14 protein-coding genes are annotated in these 14,700 nt (G+C 52.9%); 6 read left to right on the top strand and 8 right to left on the bottom strand.

From position 1 onward, the window contains the following. Positions 1-2: 2 nt before the first annotated feature. The 4 genes from BFJ94_RS00560 to cobD all read right to left on the bottom strand — a co-directional run bounded on the left by BFJ94_RS00560 (position 3) and on the right by cobD (position 3,694). Entirely contained in the window at positions 3-797 is a 795-nt protein-coding gene (locus BFJ94_RS00560) for a hypothetical protein (RefSeq protein ID WP_120460207.1), read from the bottom strand. Positions 798-888: 91 nt separating this feature from the next. Beyond that, positions 889-1,860, bottom strand: a complete 972-nt coding sequence (cbiB, locus tag BFJ94_RS00555) for an adenosylcobinamide-phosphate synthase CbiB (protein ID WP_120460205.1) — start codon at positions 1,858-1,860, stop codon at positions 889-891. After that, positions 1,860-2,600 (bottom strand): adenosylcobinamide amidohydrolase, encoded by a 741-nt coding sequence (locus BFJ94_RS00550; RefSeq protein WP_120460203.1) that lies wholly within the window; start codon positions 2,598-2,600, stop codon positions 1,860-1,862. Before BFJ94_RS00550 ends, cbiB begins: the two co-directional genes overlap by 1 nt. After that, on the bottom strand, positions 2,597-3,694 hold the full coding sequence (gene cobD / locus BFJ94_RS00545) for a threonine-phosphate decarboxylase CobD (RefSeq protein ID WP_120460201.1): 1,098 nt from the start codon (positions 3,692-3,694) through the stop codon (positions 2,597-2,599). Before cobD ends, BFJ94_RS00550 begins: the two co-directional genes overlap by 4 nt. Positions 3,695-4,661: 967 nt before the next feature. Between cobD and lplA the strand changes: the two genes are divergently transcribed. The 3 genes from lplA to BFJ94_RS00525 all read left to right on the top strand — a co-directional run bounded on the left by lplA (position 4,662) and on the right by BFJ94_RS00525 (position 7,047). Further along, positions 4,662-5,666, top strand: coding sequence for a lipoate--protein ligase (gene lplA, locus BFJ94_RS00535; protein WP_120460198.1), 1,005 nt, complete (start codon positions 4,662-4,664; stop codon positions 5,664-5,666). Positions 5,667-5,840: 174 nt separating this feature from the next. Beyond that, positions 5,841-6,062, top strand: a complete 222-nt coding sequence (locus BFJ94_RS00530; RefSeq protein ID WP_162944095.1) for a hypothetical protein — start codon at positions 5,841-5,843, stop codon at positions 6,060-6,062. Positions 6,063-6,246: 184 nt separating this feature from the next. Beyond that, the gene (locus tag BFJ94_RS00525) at positions 6,247-7,047 is read left to right on the top strand and encodes a Cof-type HAD-IIB family hydrolase (protein WP_120460194.1); all 801 of its coding nucleotides are present in this window, start codon (positions 6,247-6,249) and stop codon (positions 7,045-7,047) included. A gap of 95 nt (positions 7,048-7,142) precedes the next feature. Here BFJ94_RS00525 and BFJ94_RS00520 read toward each other — a convergent pair whose 3' ends face one another. The 3 genes from BFJ94_RS00520 to BFJ94_RS00510 all read right to left on the bottom strand — a co-directional run bounded on the left by BFJ94_RS00520 (position 7,143) and on the right by BFJ94_RS00510 (position 9,699). Next, on the bottom strand, positions 7,143-7,916 hold the full coding sequence (locus BFJ94_RS00520; protein WP_120460192.1) for an MBL fold metallo-hydrolase: 774 nt from the start codon (positions 7,914-7,916) through the stop codon (positions 7,143-7,145). 306 nt (positions 7,917-8,222) lie between these two features. Then, positions 8,223-9,122 carry an anti-sigma factor domain-containing protein gene (locus BFJ94_RS00515; RefSeq protein ID WP_120460190.1) on the bottom strand — a complete coding sequence of 300 codons (900 nt, stop codon included), beginning with the start codon at positions 9,120-9,122 and terminating at the stop codon, positions 8,223-8,225. Continuing rightward, a complete protein-coding gene (locus tag BFJ94_RS00510) occupies positions 9,115-9,699 on the bottom strand; it encodes an RNA polymerase sigma factor (protein ID WP_120460188.1) in 585 nt (194 codons plus the stop codon). The genes BFJ94_RS00515 and BFJ94_RS00510 overlap by 8 nt, the downstream gene beginning before the upstream one ends. 253 nt (positions 9,700-9,952) lie before the next feature. Between BFJ94_RS00510 and BFJ94_RS00505 the strand changes: the two genes are divergently transcribed. The 3 genes from BFJ94_RS00505 to BFJ94_RS00495 are packed head-to-tail and all read left to right on the top strand — an operon-like array spanning position 9,953 to position 13,217. Then, complete coding sequence (locus tag BFJ94_RS00505) at positions 9,953-11,113, top strand: COG1470 family protein (RefSeq protein ID WP_120460186.1); 1,161 nt, start codon at positions 9,953-9,955, stop codon at positions 11,111-11,113. A gap of 2 nt (positions 11,114-11,115) precedes the next feature. Beyond that, positions 11,116-12,120, top strand: coding sequence for an ABC transporter ATP-binding protein (locus BFJ94_RS00500; protein ID WP_120460184.1), 1,005 nt, complete (start codon positions 11,116-11,118; stop codon positions 12,118-12,120). Next, entirely contained in the window at positions 12,117-13,217 is a 1,101-nt protein-coding gene (locus BFJ94_RS00495; protein ID WP_120460182.1) for an ABC transporter permease, read from the top strand. Before BFJ94_RS00500 ends, BFJ94_RS00495 begins: the two co-directional genes overlap by 4 nt. A 114-nt stretch (positions 13,218-13,331) precedes the next feature. Here BFJ94_RS00495 and BFJ94_RS00490 read toward each other — a convergent pair whose 3' ends face one another. Continuing rightward, positions 13,332-14,396: a sulfate/molybdate ABC transporter ATP-binding protein gene (locus BFJ94_RS00490; RefSeq protein ID WP_120460180.1), complete on the bottom strand. Its 1,065-nt coding sequence runs from the start codon at positions 14,394-14,396 to the stop codon at positions 13,332-13,334. Between the last annotated feature and the right edge of the window lie 304 nt (positions 14,397-14,700).

Here is a 14,700-nt window from a genome sequence, read left to right as displayed (position 1 = left end):
TATCAAGGGTTTACTTTTTGAATCTTGGCCGGGTTGTTGATTTTATAGGCGACAGGGTGCTTGGTCAGCTTTTTGGCGATAATTTTGGCCTCAAAAGTAATGGTGTCTCCGACCGCGAGCTCGAACTTTTTGAGGGTGGCACTATGGCTCGACCAGGCTTCTCCGATTTCCAGCTCAGGCTCAAGAACTGAAACCGCCTCATAGATGACGACCTCATCGTCTTTATCGGAAAAATGATTCGGTACCGTCGTAAAGTCCTGCACAGTAGCCGTCATTTTGACCTTGCCTTCGGGCAGCTCCAGCTTCTGCTTCTTGGCTCCCTTCACTTTGCCCTGCGGTGCTTGTGACGCATAATCGGGATCAGAAATATCGACGATGGGCTCGTCCGCTTGAGTTGGCTTGCCTTCAGATGTAGCCTTGATCGCTTCCACATCCTTGGCTCCAGAAGAAATTATCTCCGGATCGGTATCCTGAATCGAATCCTCCGGATTGTCAATAGGGGTAACAATCCCCTCCACAGCAGACCTCTGACCATAGCTCGCTGCCTGCATCTCCTTCAAGTAGGAAGGATGAATACAGTGCAATTGCTGGTTCTCGAGTTCGATGACCGCAGTAATTTTATCGACCATACCGACGATCTTACAGGACATATTCAGCCCGTTTCCTTTGTAGAAGTATGTTTTTGTTTTTGCAGCTTTCCCGGACAATAGTCCCCATTCCTTACATTGCTCGATCTGTTCCGCCTCATCCTCGAAGGCGATATAATTTAGAGGCTCTATAGCAAATTCGAATCCCACAATTCCTCCACCTTTCTTTCCCGATAGGGAGATTATACTATTATTACTTACCTATACCCAAACCGAAGATACGAGAGAAACCGCAGTAGCTTCAGCTGATCCAGTGCCAACCCCCGGTCATCCATACTGTAATCAACGTTCCCAGCAAAACCACTGTATTAGTAACGAAGAACATCAGCCTCACCGTCCGAGGAATGTCCTCTCTGTTAAGCTCGCGGGTCTTCTCCCCCATATGGGCGCGGAAGGATGTGACGCCATGATAGGAATTCTCCCCGCCGAGCTGAATGCCGAGCGCGCCGGCAACGGCAGCCTCGGGGTAGCCGCTGTTGGGGCTGGGATGCTTCGGTGCATCGCGCCGCACAGCGCGGATCGTTTCCTTGACATCCAGTCCCAACAGCCAGGCCGCCAGAAATAGCAGCAGCGCCGTAAGGCGTGCCGGAATGAAATTGGCGGCATCATCCAGCCGGGCCGAGGCCCAGCCCAGATTGATATAGCGGTCGTTCTTGTAACCGACCATAGAGTCCAGCGTATTCACGGCCCGGTACGCGATCGCGAGCGGGGCTCCGCCGATGAGAGCGAAGAAGAGCGGCGACACGATGGCATCGACGATGTTCTCGGCGACCGTCTCCACGGCGCCGCGAGCTATCTCCGACTCGTCGAGATGCTCCGTGTCGCGGCCGACGATCATGCTGAGCGATCGTCGTGCAGCCGGGAGGTCGCCCTTGCGCAGCTGGGCGCACACCTCCATCCCCGCGTCCCGCAGGCCCCTGTAAGCGATCGTCGTCCAGATGACGATCGCCTCCGCGGCTGCGGACAGCCACGGGCTGACCTGGGCCAGCAAATACAGCACGGCCCAGGTCAAGACGAAGCTGCCGCCGACAACAGTCAGCGGCAGCAGCAGCCCCGCCGCCCGGTAGTGGCGGGGCTTGCACAGGCGGCGCAGCAGCGCCTCGACTGCGGCGATCGCCTTCCCCATCCCGATGACCGGGTGGGGAAGCCATCTCGGATCGCCGAGCAGCCGGTCGAGGGCATACGCCGCCGGCAACACCCACCACGCCGCCATCATCGGCGCTCACCCGCTGCCGCAGCGCGCAGCGATTCGCTCACGGCGGCGTACACCAGGCGGCCCACCGTGCCGCCCAGATCGGTCGCGGTCCCCGCGTAGGCATGCAGCAGCGGCCATTCGGCTCGCTGGCTGGCGCCAAGCACGACCGCGTCCGTCGTGGTGCCGGTGGCCGCCAGGCCAGTCTCGGCATCGAGCACGCCGAGGTCCTGCAGCGCCGCAGTCTTGGCCTCCGTCGCCGTTATGACGGCGTTCACCATCGCTGCGGCGGTCATCCTGCCGTCCACGACCAACATGAGGTTGATCGTGCCCGGCGTCCAGCTGGCCGGAAAGGTCGTCCGCCGGACTCCCGCCCGTGCCGCATTCGAGGCGCCTGCCGTCGCGCAGCAGAACACCGCGTAGTCACTGCTCCGCTCCTCCGCCACCGCTGCGTAACGCAGCCTCACAGCGGTCAGTAGCCCCGCGGTCTCCTGCTCCGGCAGGCTCCATTCCTGCAGCAACCCGCGAATATCCCTCTCCGGATCATCACAGCGATAATGCTTGTCTACGTAGATGTTAACCATTTGGCGCAGCTTGCCCATACCGCCTCCATAGACAGCACTGCTAATCCCATCCAATAGCGCTGGCGGCTTCAGCAGCAAGTGACGCTCTGCTTTGAACAATTTAAGGCCCTGCCAAGCTTCGGATTCATAGAGTCCTTGATCCGCTCCGTTCAGAAACGGTAATAATGGCGTAGTCATTCTGTCTTCCCTCCAAGCACTGCAGTCAATTCCGTCAGCAATTTCTCACGCTCAGCCTGCCCTTTGACAGCAATGCGGATATCACGTTCACCCAGGCCCGGATACATCGCACAGCTTCGCACCAACACCCCGCGTCTTCCAAGCTCTGTCTGTACAGCAGCTGCCGTCCAGCCTTCCGGTAGACGAACCAGCATGAAGTTCGCCTCTCCCGGCCAAGTCTGACAACCGAGCTGATGTAGTCCAGTATGCAGCAGCTCACGCTGCTCCGTAATTAATGAGATCGTCGCCTGCTCATAGACTTCATCTCCCTGCAAGCAGATCTCTCCGGCAATCAGAGCCAGCGCATTAACACTCCAGGTCACCTGCTTGCTGCGCATCCTTGCCACAAGTTCTGGAGCGGCGAGCGCGAAACCAAGCCGCAGCCCCGGAATCGCATAAAATTTCGTCATCGAACGGATCAGAATCAAGTGCTTATATTGCCCGAGCACGGGCAGCAATGTCTGCCTCTTCGCCTCGGGGATGAAATCTACAAAGGCTTCATCCACGACCAGATAAGTCCCGCAGCGCTCAGCCGTCTGCGCAAACCTGTGCAGCTCATCCAAAGGGTATTGCACGCCGTTTGGATTGTTAGGCTGTCCCAGAAATACTAGCTCCGTCTCCTCAATCAAGCGTTCAATATCCCCGGGATCTGCCCTGAACGCCCGTTCCGCAGTGCCATATACCGAGCTGACCGTCGCGCCAAACTGCTCGGCGAGGGTCCTATACTCTGAGAAACAGGGCTCAATGATCCCCACTCTGGCAGGAGACAGCGCGAGCAGCGCCAGTGCCATATTCTCCGCAGCCCCATTGCCGATGATAAAATGATCCGCTTCAAGCGCATAACGCTCACTTAACCGCGATATGAAGCGGCGATGGCCCGGATCAGGGTATTTTACAATTTCCGGCATGGCGGCTCGCAATTTATCTATTAAACCCGGCGGCGGTCCTAACGGATTGATATTCGCACTCAAATCCGTCATCTGCCCCGGCGAAATTCCATATCGTTCCGAAGCGGTCTGCAAGTCCCCGCCATGTCCATATACTTCAAGTAACATAATGTATCTCCTCTACCTCTCAGTTCAACTCCAATAGCACGATTATTCCCATTATGGCGATATGCTTCAGCTCCCGTCAATCGTCAACCACAAATACGATCAACAACGGATCATTCCCCCTGTTCCAACACGCTGGATGTACCTTGAATTTCATACTAACTGCAAAAATACAACTATTCCCGCCCATTCCGCCTGAAATGAGAAAATAACTGCGCTCACACAACTATTTCCCTATTTTAGCCCCGATCCAACGAGATTCCAGCAATTTAGTTGCAGAAAAGCAGCTATCCCCTCTAAACCGAGCATGAAGATGCCGAATAGTTGCACATAAGCACTTATGTTAGTGAGTCAGCATAAATTTTGGCAGATGAGCGTTTAGATACGACATCTGTAAGTTGATGGTGCACATCGCCGCCAAAACGATGACCTGGTGGAGTCATCCCCAACCAGCCAACCGGCCAACCACCCCAGTTCCCTCTAATCCTCAAGGCTGTCTAATTGCAGAACATACAACTAAAAAGTCACAAATCCACTCCACCCGCCACTTTAGTTGCAGAACCTGCACTTAAAAATCCACTTTCCACTGATTTATCCGAAAATAAGTAATTTTAAGTGTACAAAATGCTTCCAAAGGAGGGGGCCACCGATCATTCGAGAAAATAAGTGTATGATTTACACTTACACACGAGCACAGTACGGACATGGGCATCAGCATCAGCACAAGTACAAGCACGAACGAGAGCACGAACAAGAGCACCAGCAGGCACAGAAGCAACGGTCATCTTCGCATGCCCCCCTCCATCCTCTTGCCACCCCATTTAACGCACTATACCTGCTGCCCAATCCCCTTACATGCATTTTTCATGAACAAATAACGGCGGCGCTTTGGTTTACCTAATAATTGGTTTACAATAGATAATGGAATATACACAGAATCAAAACTCATAGGTACTGGAGGCTGAAGCATATGCTGTTTATTGACAATCAAGGAATTACAGATCCATCGGTTAACCTGGCAATCGAAGAATATACATTACGGCATCTTCCGCTTGAGGATGATAGCTATTTGTTGTTTTATATCAATGCCCCGTCCATTATTATCGGGAAGCATCAGAATACAATTGAAGAGATTAACCAGGAGTATTGCAAAGAGAACGGAGTCCAAGTTGTCCGCCGGTTATCGGGTGGGGGTGCGGTGTACCACGACCTGGGCAATCTGAACTTCAGTTTCATTACAAAAGATGACGGCGATTCATTCCACAATTTTCGCAAATTCACCCAGCCTGTTGTCGAGGCGCTGAGATCCCTTGGCGTTAATGCCGAGCTGTCAGGCCGCAATGATCTGCAGGTCGGTGAACAGAAAATATCCGGCAACGCCCAGTTCTCCACGCGCGGTCGGATGTTCAGCCACGGCACACTGATGTTCAACTCTGTTCTGGATAATGTCCAAGCCTCCTTGAAGGCCAATCCGGAGAAATTCAAATCCAAGAGCACCAAATCGGTGCGAAGCCGTGTCGCTAACATCAGCGACTTCATGGATCAGAAGATGACCATCGAAGAGTTCCGCGCTGAATTGCTGCGTCATATATTCGGAATGGAAGCGGATCAAGTGCCGCAATACAAACTGACCGAAGCCGACTGGTCAAAAATCAACGAAATTTCGCAGCAGCGTTATAAGAACTGGGATTGGAACTACGGCCAGTCTCCAGCCAGCAACGTGAAGCATGCCAAGAAATTCCCAGTAGGCATTATCGACCTGCGTATGGACATCGAAGAAGGCCATATTCGCAATATCAAAATCTATGGGGACTTCTTCGGCGTCGGCGATGTTGCGGATATCGAGGACAAGCTGAGAGGAATCCGCTACGAGGAGAGCACCGTTCGAGAAGCACTGGCGGACATCGATGTGAAGCATTATTTTGGAAATATAGACAAGGATGATTTCATCGGCCTGGTCTTCCTGGAAGATTAATATCAGTTAACATAACACGCCTTATCCCTTCCATCGCCTGGAGTGGAGAACTGATTTACAGTTCTCTTGCCCCGGGCTTTTCTATATTTTTCTTATCGCAATCTATTAGCCCTATCAAAATTCAATAGAGTCTCATATGATGCATTATCTCAAATGAAAGAGGTGAACGATCCTATGAGCTACAGAAGGCGAATTTCTATGTACGATCGAGCCAGGCGTCTATTAAACCGCGATGTTATCATCGTGTTAAGAGATGGGCGCGAGGTGGAAGGGGTTATTCTGCATGTTAATAATCGTTGTCTCGTGCTGCGTATTTGCAGGGGTTCAGTATTCCTCCGGGTGAAGATTCCGCTTGATCGAATCCGTGAAATCATCCCTGCTTATGACGAAGAATGAGTGCTGCTAGAGAGCTATACCGTATTAAAACTGTCCCCCCTTGTCCCAGGGTGCGGGACAGCTTACATAATGATCTGCTAAAATCTCCCGCTATTCATGTTGAAATTGAATTTTGCGCGCTGGAGGGTACAATAGAGGTAGTCATGCTATCGATAGATAGAGAATTCATCAAAGGAGAGGGACTATGTACAAGCTGATTGCCATCGACATCGACGATACTCTGATCAACGACAACAAAGAAGTTACCCCAGCTACCCAGCAAGCGCTTGAGCAAGCGATCGCCGCAGGAGTCATCGTGACCCTGGCCACCGGACGCGCCTATTCTTCAGCACAGGCGATTGCCCGTCAGACAGGACTGAATGTTCCGATTATTACCTACCAAGGATCTTTAGTCAAAAATCTTCTCGACGAGAAGGTTCTATATGAACGATACGTACCGGCAGAAGCGATCCGCAAGACCTTCGAATTCTGCGCCGAGCATCATTTGCATTTGCAGACCTATATAGACGACAAGCTCTATGCCCGGGAAGAGAATCAGAAGCTGATCGATTACACCAATCTGAACCGGACGAAATACTATGTGGAGCCGGATTTCCTTAAGCTGGCTAGCCAACCGACACCGAAGATGCTCATTATTGATGAACCGGATTATTTGGATAAAATAGCTCCCCAGCTGCGCGAACTGCTCGGCGCGGAGGTGCATATCACAAAATCGAAGCCGAACTTCCTGGAGATCACACATCAGGAGGGGACGAAGGGACATGCCCTGAAGTTTCTGGCTGCGCATTTTGGCTGCGAATTAGCGGAGACGATCGCCATCGGTGATTCATGGAATGACCATGAAATGCTAGAGGCGGCGGGGCTTGGTGTAGCCATGGGCAATGCCATTCCGGCGCTGAAGGAGATTGCCGATTACGTGACGCTTAGTAATAATGAGGATGGAGTCAAGGCGGTCATCGACAAGTTCGTGCTGCAACCACAGTGAACATAACGAGCATACTCCAGCCATGCTAAATAAAAAGGGCCTCAAATTCCACCCTTTGTGGAAAATGAGGCTTTTTTTGAGCGTAATATCACCATCTATCTTAGAGAAACTGCCATCCCTGTTCTAGCAAACGACACGCGCTCCGACAGGCCATAATCCCGGGCGAGATCGATATCATGCGACATATGCGTAAATACCGTGCGCTTCGGCTGAACCTCCTGCAGCAGCTCCAGCGCTTCAGTCACATCGTAGACGGATCGGGTGGAATATTCGGCTAGCTCCTTATAGAAGCTTGTCCCAAGAATCAATAGATCAAGGCCGTTCAGTGGCCGCCTCTGTTCAGGTGGCAAGCCGATCGAATCGGGGCAATATGCCCAGTTGTATCCTTGCTTGCTGAAGCGGTAAGCATAGGAATAACCGTTCTTGCCATGGTTCACCTTCCAGCCATGTATACTCCAGCCGGTTAACGTAATCCCATCATCCAGCAGATGAATATCAAGATTCCGCTCCAGCCAGGGATATTGGCGCAGAAGGATGTCCACGACCTCGCGTGGAGCGTACATCTGCCCTCTTCTGCCTAACCAGCGGCAAGCATCCGCCCATTCCGGCAGTCCGCCGATATGATCAAAATGGGCATGTGTAATGACAATATGCTCTATAAATCTCTGACCACGCCGTTCCATACTCGCCCGGAAATCCGGTCCGCAGTCGATCATGAATTGCCTATGATCTCCGCATTCTACCGCTACCGCAGAGCGATATCTCCGGTTCTCCCCGCTGCTTCTCGCCTCATTGCACACTCGGCAATCACAGTATACCCTCGGTACTCCCATAGCATCGCCCGTTCCCAGGAATACAAGCTGATCCATCCGCGATGCCTCCTCTCTGATTCTACGAATCTGCTATATTTTCTATTATATCAGTCTAGCGAACGCAGCACCGTTATTGCAATGATCAGCCATCTGCAGATTCTAACGAAACTGGACAGCGTTATTGGCATCAAAAAGAGCTGTTCCAAATTGTAACGAAACAGGGGATTGCTATTTCGGGGAAATAGAGGGTTTTAGGCTCGATTCCCTGCGAATAACGTTATGGTGTTTCGTTAGATTCGGAAAGCCCTTGTTTTTGCGAAAATAGCGATCTGTAGTTTCGTTAAAGTTGCCCTAAAAGTTACCCTAGCGCCCAGGCGCACCGAAGGAGATCGTCTCCACTTGAGAGAAATCAAACGGACCGTCCTTCGGCTCGATCGATAGCAGGATATCAGCTTGATCCAGCTCCCAGCCTCTAACGTACAGGTGAGCCCGATAAGCATGGTATTGAAGCACGCCCAAATCATCCCGGCTGCCTTCCCGGATCGCCCATACCCGGACCACTTGATCCTCCCGTGGGATCAAGCCGCCCACCAGCATCAGCATTTCCCCTGAGCTGGCATTGTACCACATGGCCGCCGACTCAGGCTCAAGCTGGCCCAGGCTGACCGGATAGAACTGACTCTCCGGATTCGACATCACCTGGATCGCCTGTGGCTCATAGGCCCTTACATAATGATCCCATCCCGTCCCTGCCCGGGTCGTATGCCAGATTCCGCCGACTGCCAGTAGCAGTACAAGTGCAGCCCCCAGTGACATAACCAGCCTGCGTCGAACCGAGATGAACTGCTTCATGGTCTGCCAGATTCCGATCCAGCGGACTCTGGATCTTAACCTTCTCTGGATCGACTTGGAAGGCCGCAATATGGGGTCCACCAAAGTCGGCTCCTCGGCGGATACGGATGGCGCTTCGACAGCGGGGTACTCAGCAGGGCGCACATGGTGAACGGAATGCACAGGGGGTGTAGGGGGTGCAGGATATGCAGGGTATGCATGGGATGCGTCTTGCACCAGCAGCAGCTCTTCCCACTGTTTATATACATGCTGACAAGCAGCACACAGCTGCAGATGACTGCTCATCTCCGCGCGCACAGCCTCCCCTTTCTCGCCGAGCAGGAAATCGATCCAGGCTTCTTCCGAATAGCCTTGCTGGCATTGATGCTGAAGGTTTGTTCTTATGTCTCTATGATGAATTCGCTTATTCATGCCGCTGCTCCCTCCTTTCCGCCGTACCTGCCCAGCCCTGCCGCTCCAGCTGCTTACGCAGGTTGCTGATTCCGTAACGGACCCAGGATTTCACGGTCCCGATCGGCACATTCCAGGCCTCGGACATTTGCCGCTGCGTCTGGTAAGCATAATAGGAGCCGATGATCGCCTTCTTCTGAGCATCCGGCAGCGTATATACAGCCGCTCGCAGCGCCTCCCGCTCCAATCGGGAGATCACGATCTCCTCCTGTGACTCTTCGGCCGGATCCAGCTGATCCTCCTCGACATACTGAATTCGCTGACTTCGCCTGAGCCGATCGAGACAGCGGCTCCTCGTCATGACGGCCAGCCAGGCCTTGATCGACCCCCGGCAAGCATCATATTGCTTCCCCCGGCGCAGCACCTCCAGGAACACCTCATGACAGATATCCTCCGCCTCCATCCGCTCGCCAAGCATGCGGACAGCTACCTGCATCACAAAGGGAGAATAATAACCGTAAAACTCGTCAAAAGCCTCCACTGAACCTTCGCACATGTCGAGCAGTCGCTTGGACATCTCTTCATTCTGCAGGTCCATGCCCCTTCCCTCCCGCAATTGTTCTCCTCTTCTCCTCTTACCTCCCGTTTTATCAAAAAGCTCTGCTTTTGAAAACCCCTAAAAATATTTTGAAATCGATAAATCCAAATCCTTCCCTCGTGCGTACCACTAATGACGGCAACGATTAAGGGGGTCATAAGTAGCGAGGGGCCCATCGCTATCGGACTGCTAGCAAGCATTCCAATATTACCCGATCGGCTGTTCAGAACAAAAAATAATGAGGAGGATTCACATGCTTCGATCTGTTCGAAAAGCAGCAGGGATACTGCTGTTGATGCTTAGTGTATTGGTTGGCATCATCTATACGGGTCAGGGTCACGCTTCAGCAGCAGGCTCGCTTGAACTCTATACGCCTTATCTGGAGTGGTCCGCCGCACCTGGTGAATCGGTCTCGTATTCGATCGACGTCGTCAATCACGGCTCTTCTACAGCTTCCGCCACTCTATCGCTCGACCCGGCCTCTGCTGATTGGAAATACAATATGTCTGCCGGAGGAAGAGAAATTTCCCGCCTAGCCGTAAAAGGCGGCGAAACCCAGAGCTTCAATCTGCAAATTGAAGTCCCGCTCAAGATCAACAAGGGACGCTATAATTTCAAGCTGCACGCCGATGATACGACTCTTCCGCTTGTGATTAATATCTCGGAGCAAGGGACTTTTAAATCGGAATTATCGGTCGATCAGGCGAATATGGAAGGACATTCTGATTCTACATTTACTTATAGCGCCGTGCTGAAAAACCGTACCTCCCAGAAGCAGACCTACGCGCTGAGTGCGCAGGCGGAGCCTGGCTGGGATGTGCGCTTCAATGCGGATTCTAATAGTGTGACCTCGGTCGAAATCGAGCCGAATCAGGATAAGACGATCTCCATTCAAGTGAAGCCGTCCGAGCAGGTCAAGGCAGGCTCCTACAAAATCCCGATCATGGCGTCAAGTGGGGAATCTAGCGTAGATGCTACCCTGGAAGCTGTCATCACCGGAACGTACAATATGCAATTCACCACTACGAATGATCGGCTGAGCGCTGATATTAAGGCTGGCTCGGAGCGTAAGCTGAATTTTGTCGTCAACAATACCGGATCGGCTGAACTGCAGGATATTTCCTTCTCGTCCAACGCGCCTTCAGGCTGGGAAGTCTCCTTTGAGCCTTCCACGATCAATTCAGTAGCCCCGGGAGAGAGCAAGCAGGTAACGGCGCTGATCAAATCAAGCGATAAATCATTAGCCGGGGATTACGTCGTCAGTCTGACTGCCTCCTCCGCCAACAAGAGCTCTTCCGCTGACCTGCGCATCACCGTCAAATCCTCCGTCCTGTGGGGGTGGATCGGAATTGTCATCATTCTGGCTGTCTGCGCGGCTATCTACTATCTATTCCGTAAATTCGGGAGACGATAAATATGGGAACTTCAGTAGTTACTTCAATCCATGCTGCGCAGGATCAGCCGGCGGTTCAGCTCGTTGATTTGACGAAGAGCTATGGTGATTACACAGCGGTTCACCAGCTGAATCTGAATATTCATAGAGGAGAAATCTTCGGCCTGCTTGGCCCGAATGGGGCGGGAAAAACGACGACCATCCTTATGATGCTCGGGCTGACAGAGCCCAGCTCCGGGCAGGCGCGGATATGCGGATTTGATCCGGCTCGAAATGCACTGAAGGTGAAGCGACGGGTCGGCTATCTGCCGGATGATATCGGCTTCTACGAAGACCGGACCGCGCTCGATAATTTGATCTATACAGCCCGGCTGAATGGCATATCCATAGACGAAGCCAAGTCCCGCGCCGAAATCCTCCTGGAGAAGACAGGAATTGTTGAGCATATGCACAAGAAGGTGGGCGCATTCTCGCGCGGGATGCGGCAGCGGCTCGGCTTGGCCGATGTGCTGATCAAGAACCCGGAGGTCATTATCCTCGATGAGCCGACGCTAGGAATTGACCCAGAAGGCGTGCGCGAGCTGCTGCAGCTGATCTCCTCGCTAAGCCGCGATCAAGGCCTAACCGTGCTGCTGTCCTCTCACCATCTGCATCAGGTGCAGCAAATTTGCGACCGGGTCGGCCTGTTCGTTCAGGGGAAGCTGATCGCTTGCGGGGATATACAGAGCTTGTCCAATCAATTGAATGATGAAGGCTCGATCAATATCGAAGTAGGAACCGCCGTATGGACAGAGGCACTCCAGGCCAGCATCGCCCAAATTGAAGGAGTATTGGATATCTACAGAAATCCGGACGATAAAGGGAATGAAGAATACGATCTGGCAACGATCGTCTGCGACCGGGACCTCACTTCGCAAATCGCCGAGACCATCATCCGCAGCCATGCTAATCTGGTCTATCTGCGGCGCAAGGATTATGGACTTGATGATATTTATCACCGTTATTTTGAAAGGAAGGGAGCGCGATGACAGATACTACCGCAAAATCCGGCGATCGTTCGATCTGGCCTCGAATCAGACCGTTCATAGACCGAGTGGAAGCGAAGCTCGGACTTCCGCCGAGACAGCGCAGCTACAGTGACCAAGCCGAGGATGAACGTGGACAGGGGGCATCCCCTTTCTGGGTAATGGTTCATAAAGAGATCGGCGATCATATCCGCAGCTGGAGATTCGGCATTCTGATCGGCATCATTGTTCTGGCCTGTATCGGCTCCATATTCTCGGCTGTAACGGCCATCCGCAGCGGTTCCGCCAGTAGCCCGTCTTCAGGAGATACCTTCTTGTTCTTGCAGATGTTCACGCTCACCAGCCCATCGCTAGCTATTCCGCCGTTCTCCAGCTTTCTGGCCTGGCTCGGGCCGCTCATCGGGATCGCACTCGGCTTCGATGCGGTCAATTCGGAGCGCAACAAAGGCACGCTGGGACGTTTGCTATCTCAGCCGATCTACCGGGATGACTTCATTATCGCCAAATTCATCTCGTCCCTGTTCCTGATCGCCGTCGTCGTATTCTCGCTCGGCTTTCTCATCATGGGGCTTGGCCTGTTCGTCATCGGTTATCCGCCAACCCCGGAAGAATTCCTGCGGGTACTCCTGTTCCTGGTGATCGCCGTCGTCTACATCGGCTTCTGGCTGAATCTGTCGATCCTGTTCTCGATCCGCTTCCGGCAAGCAGCGACCTCGGCGTTATCGTCGATGGCCGTATGGCTGTTCTTCGCTATTTTCTATAGCATGATTACCGGACTGATCGACAGCGTTACAGCAGTTTCGCAGACAGCGGATGTCTCGGCGCAGATTTCTCAGATGAATCTGATCCTGACGCTGAACCGCTTGTCTCCTACTTATCTGTTCACCGAGACCATCACGACGATGCTCTCGCCAGGGGTTCGCTCGCTTGGGCCACTCACGATGGACCAGCTCGTCGGAGCTATCTCCAGCCCTCTGTCCCTCGGACAGAGTCTGATCCTCGTATGGCCCCAGCTCACCGGCATGATCGCCGAGACGATGGTCTGCTTCGGCATCTCCTACTATCTGTTCATGCGTCAGGAGATCCGTTCCAGAGTGTGATCTGTTATATAGCATTATCCCACCCATACAGCAAAGGACCTGGCGTAATAGCCAGGTCCTTTGCTTACTTCCATCCCGAAGTCCCCATAAGAAGTAGTATTCGCATCACCTCATCTAGATGATAGCGCTCATCGGGTCGCGCTTCAACGGATTTTCCACGATCCAGCTGCGCTCTTCATTATATAGATAGACGCGGTGTATAAGTACGCGAATTTCCTGTCCGATCTGCAATGTCTCCTTCTCCAACGAACGGAAGGTGGTCAGCACATTACCTCCCACTTCTACTTCAACCAGCCATTCGCTGCCCCGGAAATGCACATGCTTCACCACACCAGCAGCCGTTGCAGACAGCAGGCTGAAATCCCGTTCGCTGCCGATCTCGATATATTCCGGACGAATCAGCGCCTTCGCCTGCGAAGCTGCCACCTCGGCTTCGAAACCGCGCAGCTCGGATGGATCATCGACCAACGTAGATTGCCCGATAAAGGAGGCAACGAACGGCGTGCTTGGCTCGCGATAAATATCCCAAGGCGAACCCTTCTGCTCCATCCGGCCCTCGCTAATGATCATAATCTCATCCGCCACCTCGATCGCTTCATCCTGATCATGGGTGACGAAGATCGAGGTGATGCCGACGCGCTCAATCAGCTCGCGCAGCCAGGCCCGAAGCTCCTGACGGATCTTCGCATCGATCGCAGCGAAGGGCTCATCGAGCAGCAGCAGCTGTGGCTCCGGCGCAAGCGCCCGGGCGAAGGCGACTCGCTGCCGCTGACCACCCGATAGCTGATGCGGGTAACGTCTCTCAAAGCCTTTTAACCCGGTCAGCTCAACCAGCTCCATAACCCGCTCTTTAATCGTCTGCTTCGGCACCTTCTTCACCTGAAGTCCAAAGGCGATATTGTCGAACACGGTCATATGCTTGAACAGCGCATAGCTCTGGAATACGAAGCCGATGCCGCGCTCCTGCGGCGCAAGCTCATTCACACGCTCCCCATGGAACAGGATCTCTCCTGAATCCGGCTGCTCCAGCCCAGCCAGCATACGGAGAATCGAAGTCTTCCCCCCGCCGCTCGGTCCAAGCAGCCCGATCAGCCGCCCCTTTTCTATCTCAAAGCTCACGTCCTTCACCGCATGGAAATTGCCAAAATGCTTATCCAGATTTCGTACTTCAATATGCATCGGAAGAGGCCACCATCCTTTCATTAGAGCTGACAGCCGATGATCGAGTAAGACCGCCAGTTTATGTATAGATAACATTCCATAATTTCATATGTAATTACTTGGTTTTGCTTATACAACACTTTATCAAACCACCACACCGCCGTCAATCGAAATATTCCCTGGTCCTTCCAGGTCGAAAGATATGATATTCCTAGTCCATAGCCAGGCTGGTCTAAGAATCGCTATAGCCATACTTAACCGCGCCGGGTCAGCAAGCTGTGATAAAGAATATAGTGGGGCAGCTTCCACCTTGTGGTATAAT

The organism is Paenibacillus aceti (assembly GCF_003614185.1).
Lineage (GTDB): Bacteria > Bacillota > Bacilli > Paenibacillales > Paenibacillaceae > Fontibacillus > Fontibacillus aceti.
The sequence above is the reverse complement of the archived record's forward strand: the minus strand, read 5'-3'. Positions and strand labels throughout refer to the sequence as shown.